The organism is Pseudoalteromonas sp. McH1-42 (genome assembly GCF_022347845.1).
GTDB classification, from domain to species: Bacteria; Pseudomonadota; Gammaproteobacteria; order Enterobacterales; family Alteromonadaceae; genus Pseudoalteromonas; species Pseudoalteromonas rubra_D.
This window is the reverse complement of record NZ_JAKRFU010000004.1, coordinates 187,936-211,477: the sequence shown is the minus strand read 5'-3', so window position 1 is coordinate 211,477 and position 23,542 is coordinate 187,936. Positions and strand designations below refer to the sequence as shown.

Here is a 23,542-nt window from a genome sequence, read left to right as displayed (position 1 = left end):
TGGCTTAAAAAGCTGTTCTCTTATGCGGTCGATGAAAGCCTTATGCCAACCAACCCTGCTGAGCTCAAAAAGATGCGCCGCATTAGCACAAAACAGCGTAACCGGTTGAAAAAGGAATGGTACGACGCAATCCACGAAGCCGCCCCGCTCTGGCTGCAAACCGCAATGGAACTGTCACTGCAGACAACCCATGCGCGCCTGGAAATTTCACGCATAAAATACAAAATTAAAAAGCCCAACAGCAAAGCCTGTGGCTGCGTCTGGTTCCAGGTTCTGGAGGAAACGCCCCAGGGCAAAGTTTACGGCATACTGTACATTCACCGTCAAAAGACAGAGAAAAAAGAAGCTGCGCATGTGGCCATTCCTATTGGTGATGAGATAAAGAACATCATCGACCGCAGCCGTGACAACCTGCTTAGTGATTACGTGGTCCACCGACTGCCGGCAAAGAGTAAACGTAAGATCAGCAAAGAAGTAAATCACGTCACCCAGCTAACCCCCGATTACATCAGCCGCACGTTTTCAAAAATCCGTGACGAACTGGGCTGCTGTGACCACTTAGAAAAAGACCAGCGCCCCACCTTCCACGAAATCCGCGCCCTATCCGCCCACCTGTTTGACACCCAGGGCGTAGACCCCCAATCCAGGATGGCGCACACCGACGCAAAAAGCACCAAGATTTACACTAAGAACCATATTGAATGGGTGGAAGTACCATTTGCGGAGATTAAATAGGGATTTATATAATTCGAGATTTCAACAAAAGTATAATTCATCACTGAATATTTTATTAGTTCCATACATTTCTTTCTTATCATTTTTCTGCTAAACAATTGGTTGGTAGGTCAAAGCTACCGTTCACCCTATGGTAAAAATGTTTAAGGAATAATCATGAATAGTACAGTGCTGAAACATCAACACAACCACGCTGACGATAAAAACCAGAAACCGATCAAGAAAGGGAAGGTAGAGCTTGTCGTAGATAACGACACATGCTGTGGTTATGGATGCAGTATATGTGATTGTCCTAGTTTTGAGTACACTGATGATGCTCAATTCTGTGACTTTTGCGGCCACAATAGAGATTTACATATAAATTGACGGCCTTCTAGATAGCTTTAAGTATCTACACTTCTTTGCTCTTGGCCCTAGAACATAATCAATAAGCTTTCTCGGGCCATCTTCATACTCTTCAATAAAAACAGTTAGGGTAAACTTCAATTACACTTTTAAGTTTCATGCCCAAGCTTATACAACTCACCTTTGACAATAGGAACAAACTGTTTTTATGGACAAAGGCCGTGCAAAACTCCCTCTGTAGCCCGCGACTTTAAAGGCATAAATAGCGAAAATTTGATGATTTAACACCCCACCCAAAACCATAAAAACCACATCTAAAACATAGTAATAGCACCGACATCTACGCAGTCATGGGGTGTCAGGGGTCGCAGGTTCAAATCCTGCTATGCCGACCATTCTTTCTCACACCACCAGCAATCTGCGCTTTAATCTCCCTTATTGCTCCTAAAACACATTTTCTATTTATTCGGTTTTCCGCCTTCTTTGGTCGATGTAATGTTCATACCCACAATCACAAACTCTGCTTCAACTGGCGCGACGGCTCTGTGCTCTGCGCCTTTTGGTACGATAAACATATCTTGTGGCTTCAGTTCGATGGTTTTGTCTCTGAGTTCAATGTTCAACTGGCCCTGATACAGGATGAACAATTCGTCCTGGTCGTCATGTTTGTGCCAGTTTGTTGCGCCCAGCCCTTTGGCCACCTTATATAACTGGCCATTTGCCTCACCAAGCACGCGTTGTGACCAATGTTCCGTTACCGATGCTAACGCCTCGCTTATATTTATTTTGTTATCCATACTCACCACCATTAAAAGGTGAAGGGGGCTATGCCCCTTCAGGTTTGTGTTATTTGCTTTTAGGTTTATCGTCAAAGGCCGGGAAAGCCGGGAATGAATCAAGTTGTGTTTCGGCCGGGAAAGAAATCACAGTACGGCCGTTCACTTTGATTGTTTCATCGGCGCCGTCTCTGGTTAAGATGGTGCCCAGTACCAAACCTTCACCAAACTCTTCACTCGACAGGAAGCTTTGCAACCTGAAACCGTCTTCATCTGAAACCGCAGGAACGCGCGAGCGATAGTCAATAACCAGTTCTTTTTTCGGTTTTCCCTTTTTATTCGTTACCAGAATGTTGTAACTGCCGAACAGGAACTGATCACCCGGCTTGGCTAAACGGCCCGTCATTTCACCGGCCATGGGTACTCCCTGAGGGTCGGTGATCGTAAGGTTAAAACCGCCATCGCGAATGATCCAGCCTTCGCCTTTTGCTTTCATGCCCGTGGCAATTTGCAGTCGATACTCAAAATCCGGATTCAAAGTAAAGCTGTTGAACGTGGCGCGATTATTTGCGACCAGATCATCGGCAACCAGTCCAAACCGTTCGAGGTAAAACGTTTTTGCCTGCTGCGCAACTTCAGCAATTTCAGCATCTGTACGGCCCATGATCTCCTTCTGGAAAAACTCACCGTCACAGATCAGGCCATCACAGTTAATAACCCCCGGATGAGGCTCCGGGTTATGCTTATCAATGGTGCCTGTTCCCATCAGAACGAGTACAGATTCAAACCCGTCTGGCGTTGTCACCCCTTTCTTTGCCATCGCGGCCCCACTGGTGAGCAGCAAACCTGTGGCCAGTGCGACGGTCCATTTTTTTATTGAGCTTACGTAATTATGTTTCATGACTTTTCCTTAATAAATTTATGAGTAATTAAAATTCTGTTTATTACGCCACCGCCCTGCCCGGGCCTGACGTAGCAAAGTAATTGACTTGTTTTAAGATGCGATACAGCTCGCCCGGTTTTGGCTCACCCACTTTAATGTGTTTGGGGAACAGTAAAGCGCCCGACTGAGCAGCCTGTACCGCAATCCCTAATTGCGTGTGACCCAGTAATTGCCCGGCTTCAACTTCAGTAAAGTTCTGCAGCCCGGTATGTAACTGCACATATTCTTGCGGATATGTCTCAATATGTGACCAGGTCCACATTGGGTTTACTTGTTTCGGGGCCTGTGATTTAACTTCTGTCCAATTTTCAACAGCAGCCACTGCGCGCTTAGCAGCCAATACCCCTAGCTTAATGCCTTGTTGGTCGAATCCTTTTTGGCTTAGTTCCAGCGCAATCGACACACACCCACAGTGGGTACCAAATTCATCACACCGCATGCCCCCGAGCTTACTTGCTGTTGACTGTTTGTGGGTGATCACCGGTAGCGCGTTGTCTACTGCATGCGCAAACAGTGCAGCGAGTCGATTATATTGATACACAAAAAACGGCGTATTGGTCGGCTCTATTGTCTGGTGAAAATCCAGGATAAACCGGGAGTTTCTGACAATGGGCTCCAGTTGTTTTGCTCTTTGTGATTCAAGGCTGTCGTGTGCCTGAGTGTTAAAAGTGCGATTAATATCCTGTTCCAGATAACGTTTACCTGCTTTAGCTGCGGCAACGTTACCCAATAAAAATGTGATCCGTAAATCCGGGGTTAACTGACCATTGTCAATCTCCTGGCATAAGGCATTTAGTACTGCCAGTCCGCCCACTTCATTGCCGTGGTTCAGTGCGATAAGGGTCAGTTCGCTATGGGAACTGCCGTCTTCCGATTCACGTCCTTTCGGCACCAGAGTAAATCCCCATTCATCAATTTGTTCTACTGAAAAATTGCCCAGCGTCTTTGCGCTTCGAAACGCACTAAACCTTGCCAGCGCCTGATCTACCTGTTTGTCCATGGTTTTCTCCTCATTCCCTGGGCGCAGCAAGCGCAACCTGGTGCTCAAACGCGCTGCGCGTCATCTCATATAAATGGGCTTCAATCGGTCGGCCGAATATGGGGAGTTCATAAGTGCATTCACCAACCTGTTTAATCTTGAGCGTTTGCTTTAGTTTGTTCGCTGCTCGGTTATTTTTCGGCGTTTTAAAGAGGATCCGCTGCAATGGCAAGTGCTCGAAGTACCACTGCATGGCCTTTACGTAAGACACTTTGCCGATGCCCAGACCACGAAATTCCGAAGTCCAGATACTGGCATGCATTACCCCACTCTCCTGTTCAACTATATCCGTTAATTCATGTACGCCGATGGCCTGTCCCTGATACTCAATAGTCAACAAACTACATGCCTGGGGCATCTTGTTGAGTACATATTGCAGTTGTTCACGCATTTTGTGCGCAGGTATCAACCGCTGCCGGTCAACCCCCAAATCTTCAAGAAAGGTGTTCTCGGGGTTGTGCCAGTACGCAATATGCTGGTCTATATCCGACTCCTGAAATGCTCTGACCCGGACACTTTTCCATAAATCTTGCACGACGCGCTCCTTATCCGCTTGGTTCCTTAACTATTCAGCGATGAACTCATTAATTGTTTCGATAAACTCAGCTGGTGAATTTAAATATGCCAGGTGTGCGCCTGGTAACGTCACCTGACGACACAACTGGGGCACTTCACTGCGTACAACCCAACTGTGCACCTGCGATGGGTCAACCAGGGCATCCTCGTCCCATGCCACCGTATGGATCGGCACTGCCAACTTGATAGTGTTATCAATTTCCCACTCTTCTTTGCAGCAAATATCTGCCAGCAAGTATGGGAGTACCAAAGACATGAGCTTTTTATTTTGTGCGTACTGCTCACTGATGTACTGACGCTCGATAAACACCGACAATACGGCATCCATATCCGCAATATTGACGCCTTGCAGAATACGGCGTTTTTCCAAAGCGCTGGCTGACAAAATCACTCGTTGCAGTTCAGGTAAAAGTCCATGTATAGTGCAAAATGCAGCAGTTTCATAAGCGAGCACGGCACCAAAGCTATGACCATAAAAACTGGTTGGCATCGTCGGCAACTCTGCAACTGCCGCGGCAATCTCACGTACCAATACCTGAATGTCGTTTACTGGTGTTTCCTTCACCCGCTCACACCGTCCTGGTAATGCAATGGCAATGATCTCTATGTTTGAAGGCAGAAGATCTCGCCATTTAACAAAATCAACGTGGCTGGCACCAGCGTGCCCAAAACAGATCACCCTTGCAGACGAAGTGCCCCCAGAGCTAATGTGTTTCAACCACATTACGCAGCCTCCTCAACAAACTGAACCAGATCCTGTATACACTCACGTACATAGAACTCTTGCATTGGTAAAGCAATGTTGAAAGTAGATTCAATCTCACTCACCATCATCACTGCCTGCATGGAACTGATATTTAAATCATTAATCTGCGTATCCAGAGCAAGTGCCGGTACATCCTTTACCAGCGAAGCGACTATGCTTAAAACCTTTTCTTGTGTTTGCATTTCAACTCTCCTTTACGAGCGAATTAAGCTTCTTACTTGCCTGTGAACTCATCAGGCCAATGCTACGAAGTAAGAAGCTTCACGACGCGATACAATGACTTAGCGCTCAAAGCTAAACCCATTCAGGCTCTCATCCAGAACTCGGTTATGGCTATCATTACGCTCACCGGATACTGAAACCACGCCATACCTTTCAAGTGACAGTTCACTGCCGTACTCTGTGACTGAATCAGTGTCAGGGTAAATATCGACCGCAGCAGGCACATAGCGCGCAGCAAAGCCCAGTCGAGTTTGGTCTTTTGTGATATTTGGTAATGATGAGTGCATCAGGGTTGACCAGAAAATCACGAACTGACCGGCTTTCATTTTGATTGGTACGGCCTGAGACTCATCCGGCTTCCAGCTTGGGTCCTTTTGCAGGTTGCGATAGTCATAGCCAAAGAATCCGCGTTTTACACCGTCTTTTTCAAGCGCGTTCACTTCATCAGGTGTATATTCCATGTCTTTTGATTCGTCGTAGTACATTTCTTCATGTGTACCCGGAATGAAGCACAAGCAGCCTACTTCTTCAGACACATCTGTCAGTGCAGTCCATACGGTGATTGCACCACCAAAGTCGCTTTCACCTGGCCATCTGATTTGAGGCGCGCCAGATGCGTGAGAAAAGGTATCTGCCTGGTGCCAATCTGTGCCTTCATCACCCGGATATTTAGGGAACATCTCTGAACGCCAGCAGATTAAATCCGGGCCCAGAATTGAATTTACCTTGTTAACAATAATCGGATTCATAACGTGTTCGCTGAGCGCGTCAATATCCAGGTGACGGTCATAGCCAGATACTACGCTGGTGTGATCCAGGTCATAGGCGGCATTTTTACGGTCAAACATTTTGGCACGGATATTCTTGTACTTCTCAAGAATTTCGTCTCGCTCATATAGGTCAAATGGACCGATATAACCGTTTGTACGCATTTGTTGGATTTCTTCTTCAGTTAGATAAAAGCTCATTGTATTTTCCTTAATAAAAATTTGATTAAATTGGTTTATTTAAATAAGTTTGGTTTTAGTTGATGTTAATTAAATCAGTTTGTTTGCGCTGCAGACTGGTAAAGGTTGACCCAGTCACCTAAAGTCGAATTAGCCATTAACTCGGATGTTTCGACCGTGCAGTTCAGCGCTTGCTCAACTTCCATCTGAAAGTTAACCACTGCCAGAGAGCTTATCCCAACTGAGAAAAAGTCTGTCTTTTCGTCAATCTCGATACCACTAAATGTGGTCTGTGCTTTTTCCAGCACAATGTCTTTAACTAGATTACTGTTTTGCATATTACACCTCGATAAGTTGATTTTTGGCGATTTTGCCATTTTTGTTTAAGCTAAACTTTTCTTTTACTTCAATAATATCTGGCACCATATAAGGTGAAATCATAGTTGCCAGTTCTTGTTTTATTAATTTCGAAGACACAGGCTTTTTAGTCGTTACCTTTGCACTCAAAGCATTATTTCCTGCATGATCTTTAATTAAGTGAACAAACGCATTTTCTATATAGTCGAGCTGATACAGTTTCTCTGTAACAAACTCCATAGATACCCGGTATCCGCGTACTTTAACCAGATTATCTTCTCTCCCCAGGAAATGAATTCTTCCGTTTAAGCGTTTCACTTTATCGCCAGTGCGATAAATCAGCCCTGAGGAGATTTTTTCGTTATAGAAAAATGCATTGTCTTTATCTCTGTCACCAACATACCCCAGTGCAACACCGTCACCGTAGGCATACAAAATCCCTGACTCACCATCACTCACATGCTCCAGCTCGTCGTCCAAAATTGCGATATGAGTGCCTCTAATTGGATATCCTATCGGGACATTGTCTTGTGGTAAGGTCACGTCATCCATGACATAACAACATGTAAACGTTGTATTCTCTGTCGGGCCGTAGCCATTGATTACAGTCAGATCCGGACAAGTATTCAGCACGGAGCGGATCACCGCGCTACTGAGTACATCTCCACCAGCAAGGATGGCCCGCAATGGCCGAAACACCTCAGGGCGGTTCGCACCCAACATGTGAAATAACCCAGATGTAAGCCAGGCAATAGTCGCCTTCTTAGCTGCGACGTTACGCATAAACCTGGTAGGACTAAACTCAGCACCATCAATAATGAGTCTTGCGCCATTTAATAACGCGCCCCATATTTCAAAGGTCGCAGCGTCGAATGAAATATCAGCCGTCATGTAAATCGCATCCTCTGGCGTGATTTGGATATAATCACTATCTACGACCAGACGCTGGATGGCTCTGTCAGGTACTCTGACGCCTTTGGGTCTGCCTGTTGAACCCGATGTATACATAATGTAGGCACACGCTTCACGACTGCGGGTAACTCCGGGCGCAGATTGCGTGGGTTGCTGAGCCAGCATGTCCACAATATCAAGCACCTCAATGCCCATTCCTGGAAGTGATGTAACATCTGTACAAATCACAAAACGTGCCTGAGTTTCTTGCAACATAAAACTGAGGTCCGACTCATTGAGCTTGTTCGACACCGGCAGATAAGTCGCACCGACTCGCAACAATGCCAATACAGCCGTGATAAATTCAATGGAGCGCTCAAGTTTTACCAATACGACATCCTGCTGCGTAACTCCCTGCTCTGATAAAATCGCTGCGAGCTGCTCCACCGATTGATATAAAGTGCGATAACTAAGCTGTTGTTTGTCACTGTCCAGCGCAATGCGGTCTGGATGTTTTGCGACGCTTAACTCAAACTGCGCGTAAACATTCTCTGCTGCTGATTTCATGAGAAATATCCTTTTTTAATTGCTGTAAAATGCCTGTTTCAGGGCGACAAAATGCGTAGTGGTCACCAAACTTCCCTTTGACCAGCGTGCTGTTTCTCAGCGCATTGCTTATCACCACTGACGTGTCCGTGCCGACGTGCTTGTCTTCATCGGAGCAATACACATAAACGTGTTTCTCAAGCTGCTTCGCATCACCCAGATAATCGTGACTCACAAAGTCCAGATAATTCAAAGCATAACGATGCAAATACAATTCATTGAAGTAAGGTTTATTGAAAAATCTCGCTTCATCCGCAACCTGACTGGCAAAACCCGCATCCGACATTTTGTCGCTTAACATAGTGCTAAACGCTCGGCTTTTGGCAGCCATTCTCAACAAAGTATCCACTTCAAAGTAATGTGCTGGTATCTCGTACTCTTTACTTCTTTCAGCCAAAGCGTATTCGCCAAAAACCAAAAACAGGGCCTGATAATTGTCACTTCGCGCTGCAAAGTGCAGTGCCACGGCAGCGCCGGAGCAGTAACCCACAATCACAGGTTCGTGCAACGCGTATTCTTCAATCAGTTGCTCTAAGTCCGCAGCATGTGACGCCATGGTCAGTGCCTGAACTTGCAATTCATCGTTGTCGTCCAAAATATGACGGCTTTGCCACGTATACAGGTTGCATGTCTGATCCAGGCTCGCAATGAAGCTGTTAGCCGCCTCCAGTTCAGTGCCAAAGGGCAAAACCAGAATCACATCAGGCCTGTTTTCGACCCGCTCGGTGTGCATACTGAGTATTGGCACGCCCCCATTTATGAATTTTTTCATTAATGTTTTCATAATTTACTCAGTCGAATATGCGCCAGCCGTCTTGCTTGATAAAGAACGAGCCGATTGTTTTACGTAACGTGTCACACGTCTGAATACCATGCATTTTGCGACAATTAAAAATACACAGTTCACCTACTTCCGGGTTAATCTCCATACTTTCGAACTGCGCCAGGAATTCCATCCCCTGTGCTTCATCCTTGCCATACAGCGCAATAAACTCATCCAACTCACTGCGGCTACTTGGCAAATAATCCCACATTACAAAACCAGCTTCGTTTGCAGCATTTTGTACCGTGATAAAGGCAGCCGTTTGCGGGTAACAGGTTTTAATTGGCCAGCTATCATTTGCCCGTGCATAAGAAATAGAGTCCGCATGGGGTGCAAAGCTAAAGTTCTTTTCAGTTGAAGGTGGATACTCACGTTGCGATGCAATCAGCATTTCACGTCCGGGTTCCACCTCCAGTGTTTTTGCGCTCAAACCCTGTTCAAAAAACTCAAAGTAAGGCGTTTGCTTAAGCGCTGCGTTAACCACATTTGCCGAGTTAAAATAAAGCTCAGACGTCGCCTGATATTCCTCATTGGTAGCCCGTTGCAACTTGCCCAGTGTCATACCGCTTGTCATGATACCGGTGTGATAGCGGTGGCCATTCATTGCCAGATCGGCATGCTTTCCCCACCATAATTCAACACCTTGCTGCGACTCTACCTGTAATAAAATGACATCGTATTCACCGCCATGTACAAGATTAAACGCGTGCTCAAGTGATAAAGAGTCCGTTTTCGCAGTGCCGTCAAAATCGTAAATTCTTGCCTTAAATTCTTTCATGCTTCCCTCAACCCTAGTGACTATGTGTTATTCCACTACTTGCTCTATCACCTGCAAGCGTTTTTTTATTCTAAAACTTAACCAGATGTGTGTTGCTCTGGATTGGTATTTAAGTTGCCATAAAGTATCTTAGATCGTCAAGTCTTTACGTAAATTATTTTTATGTAAAGTTACTTTGATTTAAGTTAACTCGAAGAGAAAGTTAAAATGACAGCAACAATGCACTCATTGAGTTAGCCAATATCATAGCAAATTTAAAATTTAAGCTATTGAATAGTAATAATTAATTAAATTAAAGTCAGAACTAAGGCAGCAGTATTGATGCAGTTTTCAACGTAATGTAGCCAGGGAGTTTTTTTATGATTTCTTTGGAGGGTATGTGTATCAGGATGGAATTCCGCGGTATTTATCAACTACTCGGCTGCAGCTTCTGCGACTGAGTGTAGACAACAATGATAAAGGATCTGCGCAAAATTGGCGTTCAAAGCCTGTATGCTGGCCTTGTTTGATCCGTAAATGATTGGAATTCTGTCATGCATGCAACACCTTTCAAAATGACAGGGCTGACTTCCTCAATCGGCTCGACTCCGAGTATCGACATGTATTCACGCATTGGCCTGAGCAAGCCAACACTCTCTCGCCATAATTTATTGAGATAATGATAACCATCCTGATCTGTATTGCTTTTCAAATAAAACGAGATCTCACCCGTGAGATCTCCTACATAACTGTTAAATGCTCGCTTGCATGCCTGCTATTTATGAATCTTTATCAATTCAATCATTCAATGTTCGGCTAACCCTGCTGGGCCTATATCTTTTGAGGCACTCGGGTCAGGCTTAGTCAATCACCTCGGTTTCTGCTGCATTGTTATTACTCAAAACAATCTTATCGATTGAGCAAACCCGGTCCTGAGACAACGCAAATTTAATACACTCAAACACGTTTCGGGCACTCAGGTATCTTAATTGCGTATGTGATCTGCGCTCATTCCATTGAACGTCATCTAACGGCGATGGATTATCAAAGTTAGGCGGATACACCGAAATTACGCGCACCCCTTGCCCTTTCATACGTTGGCGAAGCCTGTCCGCAAAAGTAGATTGAGCTGACTTAGCCGCACTAAATGCTTCGTTGGCGATCGAGTGTATATTGTTGTTTAAGCTGGCTGTACTATTAACAAAAATGATGTCGGGTGATTTCGAGTTTTTGAGCAATGGCAGGAAATGTTTAGTCATCAGGACACTGCCTGTAGCGGTTGAATTTATCGTTTCAACTATGTCTTCGTCATCAACATCAGTAAGATGGCCCTCGAGCCAGTAAGATGCATTGTTAATGAGAATGTCAATGTCATCTGATATTTCCCGAACGTCATGTGCAAACTTTTCGATCTCGGCAGGATTGCTAACATTCACCTGAAATGTCGATATTTTTGCACCGGGGACCACTTCCCTGACCAGCTTAGCTGTCGCGTTCACTTTCTCGAGCGTCCTGGCAGACAAAAAAAGTTCAGCCCCCATCTGCGCAAACAGTATAGACAGAGTTTGTCCAAAGTCCGGGCTTGCACCCGTAATCACAACCTTTTTATTCTCAAAATTCATTCGTTCTTTCCTGGTTAAATGAAATAAAGCAAGCTCACCCCAGCGCGCGGAGCAAGACATATTCGGTTCTTGTTATCGTTCCATAGAGGTGACAAACACCTGATTTGTATCATAAAAGATATCCGCATAAAACAGCTCAGCGTTAAACCGATACACTTAAGTAATATATTAATAAAATACGGGTTTTCCTGGGTTCCTGGCGAATTAAGTACATCAGATACACTTTTGATCGTCATGCAAAGACCAACAATAAAATACTGTTCAGGGTCTTTCTGAATCTATTCGGCTAAACATGACGGGCTGCAAAGGAACACTGACTACCAACCTACACAAATAACAGGGCCAGAATCATTACTCACACCTTTGTAGTAACAATAAAACGGCCAGCTCAGATTAACACATCTGACTTGTACCTTTTTCAGACCTTTCACAAACTTGGTTCGGGTGCTTAAAAACGTTGATTGAATTCCTGTGTTTGTCAATGAAGATGCCATCCAGGCAGGTATGACTTTACGCTGTATTTTTGTTGATAATAAGAGACTTTGAAATTAAGTACTCATAAATCACTTTAAAGTATCTGAATACCATGTTACTTTTTCATGGATTATTCGTAATACTTTTTTCACAATGCGTATTTCGTACTGCAGGTATTCTGTGTATTTTACAGTGTCGTTACCCTGTGTTTCCTAACAAATAGACAGAGGCATGGACTATGAGAACAAACGATGAACTGGTTAAGTTAGCCTTTAAAAGCGGATATTTACAAGGCGCATCTAACACCCGGCAAGGTATTCACATCAAGCTGGAAGAAGTACAAAATCAATTTCTTAAAAAACTCAAGGAGGAGCATACAGCCACAAAAAGCGCTTAATTTAATACAGCAACAACGGGCAAAGCCAGTCGCCTTATCCTGAGCTTTTAAGAATGTAACACTGTGCGCTTTTCAGTACCAGATATATAAAACAGCTCAATGGCACCTTTAAGTGCTAACAGCACCAAAGTTTAACAATACAGCGTCGGGCTTTTCTCGTTATATTTGCTATTGCCAAAACAATATTTTATGACCATCTAAGCGCTTTTTCACCCGATACCCAGATTCTATCTCAGCTTAGGTGGTTACTTTTTGCGCTAGATCAATAAATGTGCACTTACTGCATCGGCACATTAAAAATTATGACTGCATCAGGCGAGACTTAAGTCCGCGCCCACCATCTCAATGACGTGACTCATCACGGTGTATTTCTGTCACGAAACGCAGCTATGTCCAATCATCTATTGATACGCTGGATGCATGCTGCTTGCTAACATATGGTCTGTATAAAAACGAAGGCGAGTTTGCTCATTGCCAGAGAACAGTGTGGGCTAACATGTTGTAAAATCTCTTATTTACCAGAGTTAAAGTGGGTTATGTACCAATCTCGCCTTGCCTGTCGTTGACACTGCAAGCACCACTAGTGCTTTTTCTAATCCAACTCAGCCGAACATACGCCAGCCATCTTCTTTAATGAAGAATGAGCCTATGGTTTTTCTCAATGTGTTACATGTTTTAATACCGTGCATTTTTCGGCAGTTAAAAACACAGAGGTCGCCCTCACTGGGATTGATTTCTATGCTGCTGTATTGACCCAAAAAAGCCAAAGCCTTGTCTTTGTCTTTGTCGTACAGCGCTGAAAACTCATCCACTTCACCGAGACTTGCCGGCAAATAATCCCACATCGTAAACCCTGCGCAATTCGTTGCATTTTGTACGGTAAGAAAAGCGGCCGTTTGCGGGTAACTTTCTTTTACAGGCCAGAACTTACTGGCACGAGCATAGGAAATAGAATTCGCATACGGTGCAGAACTGAAATGTTTTTCAGTCGACGGTGGATACTCATATCGAGAGGCTATAAGCATTTCCAGATCCTGCTCTACCTCCAGTGCTCTGGCATTTAACTCTCGTTCAAAAAATGTAAAGTAAGGAGTTTGCCTGAGTGTGGAGTTGACAGCTTTAGCAGAATCAAAATACAACTGCGACCTTGCCTCATATTCATCATCTGACGCCTTTTGTAATTTGCCAAGCCTCATCCCTATAGTATTAACGTCAGCTGGATACGTGTTGTCTCCTATACCTTGTGCAGCGTGCTTTTCCCACCAAAAATCAACACTGTCCTGTGCTTCAACGCGTAGTAATACTACGTCAAACTCACCATCATGAACGTCATTAAAAGCATCCTCTAAAGTTAAAATATCAACTCTTTCCGCCCCTGCAATATCAAACATTCTTGCTAAATATTTTCTCTTCATTCCCTCAACCCCTTTTTAATCAAACGGCTATCATTTTTACATACTGGGCGTCTAGCAAGCTTAGAGTATACGTTTGCCTATACATCCAGCAGTCCCTTTTGACGGCGCATATCTCCAGATCTCACGGGTGAGATCTGGAGATATGCAACAATTTTCCCACATCCACTGCATAAACTACGTAAATAGGATTAATATAAACTGTACATAACTTTTCACACCCCCAAGTTCCAGCGAAACAAGATAACGCATCGAGACGGCAACATTTGGTACCTGATCGCTTAAAGCAGCCCGGATCTGTGTTCAAGTTATGACGTAGTATTTATCTAAATTAAAGCTTCAAGCAAATATGCTTGGTAGAGATATAAGAAGTAAAAAAACCAAATTGCTGCCCAAAATGAGCTGTGCATTTTTCGAACAGAAACGGTTTAATACAGTAATACTTGGGGAGCTAGTCTTTATCAAGTTAGACATTTGTCTTATTGCAATGGTTATGTTCTAAACGCGGTGATTTACAAAATGCACTCAACACCCCAAAAACGGCAACGGCCTCATTAAGGATAAAGGCTAGTTTTAGAATAAACCCAGATGAATTCAACGCTGAGGCTGATCTTGATTTAGATACTTGCTTAATTGGATCAATGCGGAAGAAATACTCGCGTGATCTTCCCAGTCCAACTCTTGCCAGTTAACACCACAATCAATTTTTGTAACATCATTTGTAAGCAAAGTCTTCAGGGCCGAAGCTGAACGAATTGGCTCGAGCTTATAAATATCACTCGCGAGTTTACGAATCTGATGCTTGCCTGTTACCCGGGCATAAATTGATTCCGAAATGGTTTGCTTATCCAGCGCATTAAGCGCTTTCTTACCATGTGTTTGTTTATATTCAGACTCAACAGAAGTGACTATTTTTTTTGCTTTTCGAAAAGATAACGAGCAGCCTTCTTCGTAAGCTCTGAGCACGCTCGGATAGCGAGTCAACACATTGTAATTATCATAGGCCCCCATAGAGATACCCAGATTTGCAGCCACTTCCTTAATGGTGAGTGCTTTATGCCCGGCGGATTTACGTGCTTTGTTCAGTGCGTTAATCTCGCTCAATGCATTTTGAAACGCCTGTAACTTACCATATTGCGGTAAGTCTTCACGACTCGCGTTTTCCTGGAATTGCTTAACCTTAGTAAACAGTGGTCTGCGATCATATACCTTGAACTGCTCATAAGAGTCATACCCTTTTGCATACACCAATGCAAAAAATCGCCTGTGCCCGGTCAATATTTGAAAGTCCCCATTTTCAATAGGGTAGATCGTTGGCACCTGAATCATTTCACATACTGCAATGTTGTCACCCAACTCAACTATTGTGTCTATGCTTTTTTGCGCTTTGCTCCATTCAAAGGAGCCATATTTCATACAGTTTATAATGCAATTTTTACCAACAATGACACGTTCTTCAGCTTCATACTTTTCCACGAGTTGTCGCTTGGAGAGTCGCTTTTCGATGAACAACTTAGCATCTTCATCTGATATTAATGCGCAAGGCAAAAAGCGGCCGTTAGTTGGATCTGGTTTTACTTTACTGAGAAATACAGTTTGGTACTCAAAAGATTCTCGATGCAGCGGGTCTTGGCTGTTTACTACACTTACAAATATTTTTTCCATTTTATTCATTGCTGTCCATACCTGTAAAAAGCACGTTTTTCGTTTAACAAAGAAACGCAAGCAAGAACGACTCTAAGGAGACCATGTTCAATGGCGGTGCGCCGTTCGTTTAGTTTATTATTATTATTTAACTTAGACACTGGGTAGAAAAATTCGCTTAAACTTACACACATACATAAGCATGCGATGTGCATTACTGTAAAACATTGATGCGTTCCTATCAACCTGAGTCAGTTTGCTCTGTTCATTACTAAAACAAATTCATAACATTTGAGGCAAAGGTATAGTCGTTGTCGCGGATTACTGCAAGCATGCTGATGCTTAGTACACACAACACTCCGCATCACATATGTATAAGTGTCTTAATAACCTGACAGGTGACTTAGCCTTGGCTTTGACAAAGTGACGGCGTGTCTAATTAATACCCAAACGCACGAGTGGGTGTTGCCTTTCTGATAAAAATCATTATAGTGGCAACCAAGTCGGCATATAGCGCAGCTTGGTAGCGCACTGTCATGGGGTGTCAGGGGTCGCAGGTTCAAATCCTGCTATGCCGACCATTCTTCTCCCCCTAAAAGTTTTCTTTGTTCTTAGAAGTCATCCGAATCCAGTGTTATAATTTCTCATTTTTTAATGCCCAATATGACTAGGTCATTGATAACCATTACTTGTTTCTAATAAAAGCCAAAGAGAAGCAAATAAAATTACTTAATGTCAAAAAACAAAACTCAAACACTGGTCACGCAACAAAAAAACTCAGCCTAATGATGCACCACCCTACGCTGAGGGAGACATAAGACCCGTTGCAATTCCCTCTATTTCTATCTATATTCAGCTATGCGGCGAACATGATTGATATCGAGTCAGCCTTATCTGAGGCCTACCCTCCCCACCCATCATCTATCAAAGGTATTACTACCATTAAAAGAACGGTCGTGCTATAAATAGACTTAATGTAGTAGTGAGTAATATATGAGTAAAGGTAAACAGACCCGCGATAATATTTTAAGCGTCGCTTTTAAGTTAGCCAGTGAGAATGGCCTGGAAAGCCTGACGATAGGCGAGCTGGCTAAACAATGCGGTATGTCGAAAAGCGGCTTGTTTGCGCATTTCAATGCAAAAGAAAACTTGCAGGCAGCAGTTGTTGAATATGCCAACGAAATATTTATACAGCGAGTTATTGTGCCTGCCCGTGCTGACAAATGCACTTGTTATAAAGAAAAAATTACAGCGCTACTAAATCACTGGCTCAACTGGAATCAATCATTTCAGGGCAGTTGCATGTTCTTAGATGCCTGGCGCGAGAAATGCGTTAACCAAACACCTGCGCAACAAGTGCTCAAGCAGGCCATAGAAAGCTGGTTAAGTTATCTGCAAATTCAGATAGGAAAAGGCATAGAGAACAAGGAGTTTAGATCTGACTTAGATCCAATACAAGCCACTTTTGAGCTCTATGGGCTGTATTTGAGTGCACACTTGTATCACTCCATGTATGGACAGGATGAGAGTACAAAACGATTCTGGCTCGGTGTAGAGCGTTTAATACTAGACTGGTATGGAAGTGACTAACTCTAACACCTGCAGAGTAGAGTAAAACAGGATAAAACACTGGCTGATCACCTTCAGCCTTTTTTTGAACACATTAAAAGCACGACCGTTCGTTTTAAAAGTTAACAAATTATGGTTGTCAGGTAGAGGAATAAATATGAGTGACAAAATTTACTTTAAATCAGACAGTAGATTTAATTTCAAAAAGCACATGCTCAATGTGATGACACGCGCGCATCACAGAGTCGCTCCAAGACACGCAGAGAAAACCGCAACTAAATTGCTGCTCACACCGGTGCGGGCAAAACCGAAAAATACAGTACCAAGTGATATGATTGAGGCGAGTATCCCCTCCCGAGAAGGCTTTCTTAAAACCTATCAGGTCGGCAGCGGGCCTGTTTGGGTATTAACTCATGGCTGGTCTGGCAGTGCCAATCAATTCTTCCCGTTAATGCAATACATCGCACAACAAGGTTATACCGCTTTGGCCTTTGATCACCCAGCGCACGGCAACAGCGAAGGCTCTATGGGCCACCTGCCCGCTTTTGTATCCGGGCTTGATACGGTGCTAAGTAGCACAAATGAAATTGAAGGTGTTATTGCGCACAGTATGGGCTGCGCTGCTGCAATTGAATGTAAACACCCTAAACTTAATAACAAGCCACTGCTGTTAATTGCACCTGTATTAGATTATGTCAGTAACCTGTTTGGCAGTATTGAACGTTCCGGCTATTCAATGCGCCTGTTTCGTTCTGTGGTCAGTAAAGTTGAAAGTGAGTACAACTATCCAATGGCAGCAGTGGATCCATTTGAGAAATTAAAAAACAGAACATCTCCGTGTATTATCGTGCATGATAAATATGACAGGTTTGCACAGTTCACCGTATCTAAACGCGCAGCCACTGAAATGTCTGAGGTCAAACTGATAGAAACGCAGGGGCTGGGTCATGGCCGGATATTGCAAAGCGATCAAGCACGAGAAGCGTTTGACGAATTGATATCGGCATAGACAATAAAACTTGCCCTGCCAGATGCTGCCTGTTTATGTGCGCAGGGCTATTAGGGTAATGCTCTATTCTGATCCAGAGCACCTGACACAGCATCAACAAGCGCCCCTAATTGGCTTTGTCTAGTTGTTTTTGCTTACTGTCATAAGGCACTGGCTCACTATGATACTGCAATGCCTTTCCAGCTAAAACTGTGAGCAACGTCAATGACAATTGGCTTTAACGTCCAAAGCCGATGCCTGGTTATTTTCCCGGCAATTAACTTCAGACAACCCCTCACAAGCTTATTGCAAAGGGAAGGCTGATACTATTACCGTTTTATTTCCAACCCAGTAACCACTTTATCCATGACCAAAACGGTGAAGGCGGTGAAGGATCCCACTCTTCTACTTTTTGAGGTACTCCCCAATCCTTCACAAAACCGACTGAATGCTCAATAATAAAATTGACCGTTTGTTCCTTTACTTCTTCATGGTACGCCGCCACTTCTTTAAAAATAGCCGCATCCGGGTTACTGATCGGGTTAAATGGACCAGTCCCTTTTATCTCCTTACCAGTGAAATTATCCACGTATCTGTAAAAGGCCGACGCATTATTTGGATTTTGGGTCATGTCCTTTAATTCAATTTGCCCAAGACGCCACTGTAACGACTGCCAGGCAGACAGGGTAATAAAGGCCACAAACTCATTCTTACGATCTTCATGATGTTTTTTATGAACATTGCGATTCAACAAGTCATGCCACCAACTTGCACGGATCACCATATTTCTATTCGCCAGCTCCAGCGCGCAAAATGGCACGATGTAGGGCAGCGCATAAAAAATCGCTTCTCCATCAACTTCGTCTGAGTCCCCTTTTTTAAGGCTTGACTGGATACTCTCGAACTTCTCAACAAACGTATCCGACAGGTTATTTAACTTGTTAAAGCGTTGCCCACCACGAAAATCATTGGCCTGCCTAAAGACTTCCGTCACCCCGTTGTAGTGACCTTTTATTTCATTCAATTTTGTTTCAAGGATACTTCTGTGAATGGCTTCATAAACACGCTCTTTTATTTCAGCCCAGATATCCAGTTTGCGTTCGGTCAGAACACCGATGATTGCCGAAAGCGCGCTACCAACATAGGGAATTGCAGAGATCCCGGCAAGGGCCAGGCCCCGTGCCATATCCTCAAACTTCTGCTCCACTTCGCCTTCTGGTGCCGCGCCCAGCAACATTACCTCACCGTCTACCTGGAGTTCAAATTCAGGCCCTTGCCCATCAAAGTCCGGCTCCGGGCCCTCTGGTTTTTCATTGTCGTCTTGCATCAACATAACACTCTCCATATATTATCGTTTGAAATACAACCTGTAACATTCCACTGTTGAGTGTATATCGTGTCCATAGGTACAGCCACCTGACACAACCGGTGTACATTAAGTTTGTTTACTCATCATCTTTTTCATCCGTTAATACAGGACAATTCCTGGACTCTGAATAAATGTGAAAGCACGAATAAACACAATAATGACTGATGTTGTTTAGAAGGCCATGATGCTCAATATACAGTTAGGCTTACATAAAGGTGAGGTTGATATAGGACGCTGTACTGTACAGAGACAGTCCAACTTGTTTGCGAATAATGGGCTAACACAAGGAATGAATAAAGGTTTACTTTGAAACCATAAAGCCCGGACTGATCCGGGCTAAGCTGCCTTATCAACAGATGTATGCTGTCGGACAAAACACGGGAGCAGTGTGACACGCACCATAGTCTTTACTGTAAGCACTGGCACCACCTGCAATTTGATTGGTTTGCTGTGCATTGATGTTTTTGCCGGGACTGAGCGTTTTTAGTTTAACCTTTTTAAGTTTCATGTTGTTTCCTGTTGTAATGCTTTAATTGTTTAATCGACTGATGATGAAGTCACAATGATCTGACTGTGCTCATCAGTTAAACAATGTGTTTAAATTAGCAACAAATATCAAGCACTTTTACCCGCTTTATCTGTGTATTATTTTAGGTAACTGTTTTTTAAGTTGTTTGTTATATTGAACTTTTTTCACACAAACAATAATGACAGCGTTAGACTTTTGGACTAAGGGCGCCATTTAAGCACCATTAAAACAACGAAATCGTCGTTCGGCGTTCACAATCAAAACCTTATTCAAAAAGCGCCTTAAAGTAGTCCCACAGCCCCAAAGATTCGCCTGCAAAAATATCGATGCCCAGCCAGGATTTAAGCAGATAAAGCGCAACAAAAACGAGACCGATTAAAACCAGCCCAACAATCAACAAACTAGCCAGGAAAACAATGGCCGCAGTAAAGCGTTCGGTGTTAGTCAGGCTGCGTCGGTTGACGCCACCCAGGAAAACAATATAAAAACTCCAGGGTAAAAACGGTAATGCCAGTGTCGGCCTGAAATCAATGGCATGACCCCGCCAGTCCCTGGTATCAATGACCTTTTGCAGTGCTTTACGCTGTTTATAGCTAAAACTTGCCGCTACTTCGGGATCCATTTTATTAAGCAACTGCTTAACATGGGTATGCTGTTGATCAGAACGGTTACGCGTCATCAAGCCTCCAGAGCTACCGGTTCACAAGGAACTGAAACGGTCACTGATTCAAAGTAAGCAATAAGAACACATGACCTCAACAGCCCTGCCATATGCTTTGCCATAGCTTCCTTAAGTTTAGACACACCAAGGTTAACGTTCAAAACCTGCTGCTTAGATAGGTTATTGCGTTTGTAACTCCCCCATTTACTGACTCTGCCTTTTCCTGCTGTTTTCCAGGTTTTGAACAAATACTTTGCAGTTTATGGGGGAGAAAAGAACTAACCTATTGTTTTTAATTTCTTTATTAAAAGAATCACTTAAATTCTTTTAGCAAGAAGTTAAGCGTACTTTCATGCCTTAACTTACAGACAACATTTTGATTAGCAAATATGCCGGAAAAAGTCTTTGCCTCTGACACTGAAAAAGTCTTTATCCAATCAATTTTTATAGCGTATTCAGATAACAATTCATTATTGCTGTTTTCGTCGGGGCTCTCCGACTTAAGGTCACACTCTAGAAGTGGTTTACTATTTTCGACAATGAAGTCTTTAATCATCATTGATTCACTTTGAACCTCGCCAAAACCTACGTAGCCAACCCCCTTCATATACGCAAAAATTTTATCTCCGACGCTTAACCTCTTTAGTGCTTTTGAATAAATAAGCCCCTGCCCTGCACTTATATAACCAAATCTAAGGTTATCTTCCCACGTTCTATGCTTACCCTCACCGACATTTACAAACCAGTACCCAGTCCAACCTTTTGATATCGCCGTTTTTCTATTCTTCACCTCTTTCTTTTCAATGTAATCCTTTGCTTCAGGGAGAGGTATTATTGTCTCTGGTTTAATAAAAAGCTCATTGTCTTTGTCTAGGTATGGCGCCAATCTTGTACATTGAATATCCAAGCCAAACTCACGAAGCCATAAGACAGCAGATATTACTTCGGAGTTAAACTCTTTAGAAGCTAATATTATACGTTGTGATTTATTAAGTGCTTCGATGTCAGAATCTATGAACTCTTCAACACTTTTTGCAGCTTCATCAGGTGTTTTACCTGTATAAGATGCATATTGGTTAAAAATTTCTTCTGGCAGAAAGTTAGAACAATATGACGCATACTTGATTGCCTGCCACTCAACCGAGCTACCAGAGTCATCCCTCTTTAACTCTATAATTACCAGAGCAGCACCTTTATCTATGCACAATAGATCAAGCCTTTTACCAGAGGGTAAGATTACTTCTTTACCAATCACCAATAGTTCTTCACCAAGAATCCATGGGGTTTTTACTACCCACTCTTGAATGTTAAAACGCTCTTTAAGTCCAATCGCTGAATAATCAGTTGGCTCAAGTGCCACTAGTTCATTGCGCTCTAAATCAACTTTAAACATCACAACTCACCTTCTTACACTCAATCATACCTAACAGACCCATGATTCACTCCCTATCCTATACCGTTATAATTATAAAAATAGACAATTTATCAATAACTTACTCTATCCACAATGATGCCTCTATTCATTAAGGACACAATCTAGGATAAAATGCACCATGCTCCTTGCAGAAAATAAAAATGGCAGTAATTGACCTAGAATGTCACTCCCTTGCCACCACTACAAATCGCGAAGTACGACCAAGTTCCTTTCAGATCAAGGCATACAGCCAGATCCCTTTGTCAGCTAAGCTTTAAAAAATAAGGTTTTTTGTGCAAACTCGGAAGGCGAGGATGAGTGCTTTTCCCGGTTAGATGGCTATTCTCAGGAGTCTGTGAGGTTATTTGCCAGGTATGGTGGCACTGTATATACTCAGTGCTACGCTACGTTCGTAGCGACACTTTCGTTTAAGCATTACCTAAACCCTCCGTGGGCAGATACAGCGAGAATGGCCGTATCATTTTGACTCACTTACCAAAAGAAAAGCAATTAGAGTTACTGGATATTTGAGCCTAACTCGCTTGAATTTGCTCTTTCAATAAAGTCCCAAATACCTTTGCAAAGAGCACTAAGCTCTTCTGTTAACTTAAACCCCTCATCCTTTTGCATAAATACGATTGCCTCCTTACAAAAATCCACTTTGTTTTTTATTGTTCCGGACTCGGTAGCGAATAACGGAAAGTCTGCGGGAGTCAAATGTTTATCTAGTATAGCTCCAATACCAAGCGTTTCATCGTCAAAAGATTCGTCATTAATGTATTCAAAGCCGTCTATTGATATTCCAGCTTTAGTTTTATCACGCATATCGTTAAACCGGCGTTTTGCAACTGATGTAGTGACTTTGCTTGGTAAGTAGTTTTCAACTTCCTTACGTTCGAGCAAACAGAAGTTTTCTTGCAAGCTCTCTTTCAGTTTTTCGACCCGATTCCCAGTATCTCTAATATCACCATCTGCAATCAGGTATATATTGCCAGAGAGACTCTCAGCCTCAATACCTTCCCCCTCTTCCGTTTCAGCAAATGACCAATGAGTTATGTTGCTACCTTGATACTCAACAAAGATGAAATGTAGGTTTTCCTTAAAGCTCTTTAGATGTTTCTTATCATCATTCTCTTCAATATACTTTTTCATAAAGAACGTCAGATACATCCGGTCTGTAATACCCTCAACCCATATTGAGCAATTGGCTAAAAGAACAGACGAAGCCCTTACACCTAAAGAGGTAAGAGCCTCTTGGTAATCGGTCATTGGTTTTACTACTGTCCTACTATCTTCTCTATGACAATGCTGAACAGAGACGCAATCACTTTCCTGGGCAAAATCTAAAAAGTGGTTTGAGTGAGTGGAAATAAAATAGATATGCTCTGGATGCTTAGCAAATGTTTCCAGCAAACGCCTTTGCATACCTGCATGCAAAAAATGCTCTGGCTCTTCTATAAAGAACATTGTTGGGCCATCGGCCATAAAAATCTTGAATGTTAAAATTATAATCGATTGTATCCCATCACCTAGGTCATATATTGGTCGCTCTTCTAAGTTTCCTTCCTTAAAGTAGACAACATCTTCGTTGACTCGAGGCACAAGTGACACTTCCACTCCAAAGAAAAACTCCTTTGATAGATACTGCTCATATTTTTTGATTGTCTTTCGTTTTTTATG

The 23,542-nt window shown here is 43.1% G+C and carries 23 protein-coding genes and 1 tRNA gene; 5 read left to right on the top strand and 19 right to left on the bottom strand.

Features of this window, described 5'->3' with window-relative positions:
- Positions 1-42 precede the first annotated feature (42 nt).
- Positions 43-735 carry a hypothetical protein gene (locus MHN31_RS05320; protein WP_239443642.1) on the top strand — a complete coding sequence of 231 codons (693 nt, stop codon included), beginning with the start codon at positions 43-45 and terminating at the stop codon, positions 733-735.
- 803 nt (positions 736-1,538) lie between these two features.
- Here MHN31_RS05320 and MHN31_RS05315 read toward each other — a convergent pair.
- The 12 genes from MHN31_RS05315 to MHN31_RS05260 form a co-directional block, all read right to left on the bottom strand.
- Entirely contained in the window at positions 1,539-1,877 is a 339-nt protein-coding gene (locus tag MHN31_RS05315; RefSeq protein WP_239443641.1) for a cupin domain-containing protein, read from the bottom strand.
- Positions 1,878-1,926: 49 nt separating this feature from the next.
- Complete coding sequence (locus MHN31_RS05310; protein WP_239443640.1) at positions 1,927-2,757, bottom strand: hypothetical protein; 831 nt, start codon at positions 2,755-2,757, stop codon at positions 1,927-1,929.
- Positions 2,758-2,800: 43 nt separating this feature from the next.
- Entirely contained in the window at positions 2,801-3,799 is a 999-nt protein-coding gene (locus MHN31_RS05305; RefSeq protein WP_239443639.1) for a succinylglutamate desuccinylase/aspartoacylase family protein, read from the bottom strand.
- 10 nt (positions 3,800-3,809) lie between these two features.
- Positions 3,810-4,373, bottom strand: a complete 564-nt coding sequence (locus MHN31_RS05300; RefSeq protein WP_125561246.1) for a GNAT family protein — start codon at positions 4,371-4,373, stop codon at positions 3,810-3,812.
- A gap of 30 nt (positions 4,374-4,403) precedes the next feature.
- Positions 4,404-5,138, bottom strand: coding sequence for an alpha/beta fold hydrolase (locus tag MHN31_RS05295; protein WP_239443638.1), 735 nt, complete (start codon positions 5,136-5,138; stop codon positions 4,404-4,406).
- Positions 5,138-5,362, bottom strand: a complete 225-nt coding sequence (locus MHN31_RS05290; protein WP_239443637.1) for an acyl carrier protein — start codon at positions 5,360-5,362, stop codon at positions 5,138-5,140. The genes MHN31_RS05295 and MHN31_RS05290 overlap by 1 nt, the downstream gene beginning before the upstream one ends.
- A gap of 99 nt (positions 5,363-5,461) precedes the next feature.
- Positions 5,462-6,370 carry a chlorinating enzyme gene (locus tag MHN31_RS05285; RefSeq protein ID WP_125561252.1) on the bottom strand — a complete coding sequence of 303 codons (909 nt, stop codon included), beginning with the start codon at positions 6,368-6,370 and terminating at the stop codon, positions 5,462-5,464.
- Between the two features lie 74 nt (positions 6,371-6,444).
- Entirely contained in the window at positions 6,445-6,687 is a 243-nt protein-coding gene (locus tag MHN31_RS05280; protein ID WP_164517564.1) for an acyl carrier protein, read from the bottom strand.
- Between the two features lies 1 nt (position 6,688).
- Positions 6,689-8,164: an AMP-binding protein gene (locus MHN31_RS05275; protein ID WP_239443636.1), complete on the bottom strand. Its 1,476-nt coding sequence runs from the start codon at positions 8,162-8,164 to the stop codon at positions 6,689-6,691.
- Positions 8,127-8,975, bottom strand: coding sequence for an alpha/beta hydrolase (locus MHN31_RS05270; RefSeq protein WP_239443635.1), 849 nt, complete (start codon positions 8,973-8,975; stop codon positions 8,127-8,129). The genes MHN31_RS05275 and MHN31_RS05270 overlap by 38 nt, the downstream gene beginning before the upstream one ends.
- Before the next feature lie 19 nt (positions 8,976-8,994).
- Positions 8,995-9,804 (bottom strand): hypothetical protein, encoded by an 810-nt coding sequence (locus MHN31_RS05265; protein ID WP_239443634.1) that lies wholly within the window; start codon positions 9,802-9,804, stop codon positions 8,995-8,997.
- A gap of 839 nt (positions 9,805-10,643) precedes the next feature.
- Positions 10,644-11,405 carry an SDR family oxidoreductase gene (locus MHN31_RS05260; protein ID WP_239443633.1) on the bottom strand — a complete coding sequence of 254 codons (762 nt, stop codon included), beginning with the start codon at positions 11,403-11,405 and terminating at the stop codon, positions 10,644-10,646.
- 712 nt (positions 11,406-12,117) lie between these two features.
- Between MHN31_RS05260 and MHN31_RS05255 the strand changes: the two genes are divergently transcribed.
- Positions 12,118-12,276, top strand: a complete 159-nt coding sequence (locus tag MHN31_RS05255; protein ID WP_164517566.1) for a hypothetical protein — start codon at positions 12,118-12,120, stop codon at positions 12,274-12,276.
- A gap of 602 nt (positions 12,277-12,878) precedes the next feature.
- Here MHN31_RS05255 and MHN31_RS05250 read toward each other — a convergent pair.
- Both MHN31_RS05250 and MHN31_RS05245 read right to left on the bottom strand, forming a co-directional pair.
- Positions 12,879-13,691, bottom strand: a complete 813-nt coding sequence (locus MHN31_RS05250; protein WP_239443632.1) for a hypothetical protein — start codon at positions 13,689-13,691, stop codon at positions 12,879-12,881.
- Positions 13,692-14,282: 591 nt separating this feature from the next.
- Positions 14,283-15,362, bottom strand: coding sequence for a hypothetical protein (locus MHN31_RS05245; protein ID WP_239443631.1), 1,080 nt, complete (start codon positions 15,360-15,362; stop codon positions 14,283-14,285).
- 474 nt (positions 15,363-15,836) lie between these two features.
- Between MHN31_RS05245 and MHN31_RS05240 the strand changes: the two genes are divergently transcribed.
- The 3 genes from MHN31_RS05240 (at position 15,837) to MHN31_RS05230 (ending at position 17,910) form a co-directional block, all read left to right on the top strand.
- Positions 15,837-15,913 (top strand) — tRNA-Pro (locus tag MHN31_RS05240).
- A gap of 412 nt (positions 15,914-16,325) precedes the next feature.
- Complete coding sequence (locus tag MHN31_RS05235) at positions 16,326-16,922, top strand: TetR/AcrR family transcriptional regulator (protein WP_125561267.1); 597 nt, start codon at positions 16,326-16,328, stop codon at positions 16,920-16,922.
- A 136-nt stretch (positions 16,923-17,058) separates the two neighbouring features.
- The gene (locus MHN31_RS05230) at positions 17,059-17,910 is read left to right on the top strand and encodes an alpha/beta hydrolase (RefSeq protein ID WP_239443630.1); all 852 of its coding nucleotides are present in this window, start codon (positions 17,059-17,061) and stop codon (positions 17,908-17,910) included.
- 316 nt (positions 17,911-18,226) lie between these two features.
- On the opposite strand, the gene MHN31_RS05225 is transcribed toward MHN31_RS05230, so the two are convergent.
- The 5 genes from MHN31_RS05225 to MHN31_RS05205 form a co-directional block, all read right to left on the bottom strand.
- Entirely contained in the window at positions 18,227-19,222 is a 996-nt protein-coding gene (locus MHN31_RS05225; protein WP_239443629.1) for a hypothetical protein, read from the bottom strand.
- Positions 19,223-19,607: 385 nt separating this feature from the next.
- Positions 19,608-19,766 carry a hypothetical protein gene (locus tag MHN31_RS05220; protein ID WP_155946329.1) on the bottom strand — a complete coding sequence of 53 codons (159 nt, stop codon included), beginning with the start codon at positions 19,764-19,766 and terminating at the stop codon, positions 19,608-19,610.
- Between the two features lie 286 nt (positions 19,767-20,052).
- Entirely contained in the window at positions 20,053-20,466 is a 414-nt protein-coding gene (locus MHN31_RS05215) for a hypothetical protein (protein ID WP_239443628.1), read from the bottom strand.
- 295 nt (positions 20,467-20,761) lie between these two features.
- Positions 20,762-21,841 carry a hypothetical protein gene (locus MHN31_RS05210; RefSeq protein ID WP_239443627.1) on the bottom strand — a complete coding sequence of 360 codons (1,080 nt, stop codon included), beginning with the start codon at positions 21,839-21,841 and terminating at the stop codon, positions 20,762-20,764.
- 537 nt (positions 21,842-22,378) lie between these two features.
- Positions 22,379-23,479, bottom strand: coding sequence for an AAA family ATPase (locus MHN31_RS05205; protein WP_239443626.1), 1,101 nt, complete (start codon positions 23,477-23,479; stop codon positions 22,379-22,381).
- Positions 23,480-23,542 lie beyond the last annotated feature (63 nt).

Coding starts and splice junctions, on each gene's coding strand:
- MHN31_RS05285 (WP_125561252.1), bottom strand. CDS start 6,370: ATGAGCTTTTATCTAACTGAAGAAGAAATCCAACAAATGCGTACAAAC.
- MHN31_RS05250 (WP_239443632.1), bottom strand. CDS start 13,691: ATGAAGAGAAAATATTTAGCAAGAATGTTTGATATTGCAGGGGCGGAA.
- MHN31_RS05310 (WP_239443640.1), bottom strand. CDS start 2,757: ATGAAACATAATTACGTAAGCTCAATAAAAAAATGGACCGTCGCACTG.
- MHN31_RS05230 (WP_239443630.1), top strand. CDS start 17,059: ATGAGTGACAAAATTTACTTTAAATCAGACAGTAGATTTAATTTCAAA.
- MHN31_RS05280 (WP_164517564.1), bottom strand. CDS start 6,687: ATGCAAAACAGTAATCTAGTTAAAGACATTGTGCTGGAAAAAGCACAG.
- MHN31_RS05215 (WP_239443628.1), bottom strand. CDS start 20,466: ATGACGCGTAACCGTTCTGATCAACAGCATACCCATGTTAAGCAGTTG.
- MHN31_RS05265 (WP_239443634.1), bottom strand. CDS start 9,804: ATGAAAGAATTTAAGGCAAGAATTTACGATTTTGACGGCACTGCGAAA.
- MHN31_RS05320 (WP_239443642.1), top strand. CDS start 43: ATGCCAACCAACCCTGCTGAGCTCAAAAAGATGCGCCGCATTAGCACA.
- MHN31_RS05295 (WP_239443638.1), bottom strand. CDS start 5,138: ATGTGGTTGAAACACATTAGCTCTGGGGGCACTTCGTCTGCAAGGGTG.
- MHN31_RS05225 (WP_239443629.1), bottom strand. CDS start 19,222: ATGTTGATGCAAGACGACAATGAAAAACCAGAGGGCCCGGAGCCGGAC.
- MHN31_RS05210 (WP_239443627.1), bottom strand. CDS start 21,841: ATGTTTAAAGTTGATTTAGAGCGCAATGAACTAGTGGCACTTGAGCCA.
- MHN31_RS05275 (WP_239443636.1), bottom strand. CDS start 8,164: ATGAAATCAGCAGCAGAGAATGTTTACGCGCAGTTTGAGTTAAGCGTC.
- MHN31_RS05270 (WP_239443635.1), bottom strand. CDS start 8,975: ATGAAAAAATTCATAAATGGGGGCGTGCCAATACTCAGTATGCACACC.
- MHN31_RS05290 (WP_239443637.1), bottom strand. CDS start 5,362: ATGCAAACACAAGAAAAGGTTTTAAGCATAGTCGCTTCGCTGGTAAAG.
- MHN31_RS05220 (WP_155946329.1), bottom strand. CDS start 19,766: ATGAAACTTAAAAAGGTTAAACTAAAAACGCTCAGTCCCGGCAAAAAC.
- MHN31_RS05235 (WP_125561267.1), top strand. CDS start 16,326: ATGAGTAAAGGTAAACAGACCCGCGATAATATTTTAAGCGTCGCTTTT.
- MHN31_RS05305 (WP_239443639.1), bottom strand. CDS start 3,799: ATGGACAAACAGGTAGATCAGGCGCTGGCAAGGTTTAGTGCGTTTCGA.
- MHN31_RS05245 (WP_239443631.1), bottom strand. CDS start 15,362: ATGAATAAAATGGAAAAAATATTTGTAAGTGTAGTAAACAGCCAAGAC.
- MHN31_RS05255 (WP_164517566.1), top strand. CDS start 12,118: ATGAGAACAAACGATGAACTGGTTAAGTTAGCCTTTAAAAGCGGATAT.
- MHN31_RS05315 (WP_239443641.1), bottom strand. CDS start 1,877: ATGGATAACAAAATAAATATAAGCGAGGCGTTAGCATCGGTAACGGAA.
- MHN31_RS05260 (WP_239443633.1), bottom strand. CDS start 11,405: ATGAATTTTGAGAATAAAAAGGTTGTGATTACGGGTGCAAGCCCGGAC.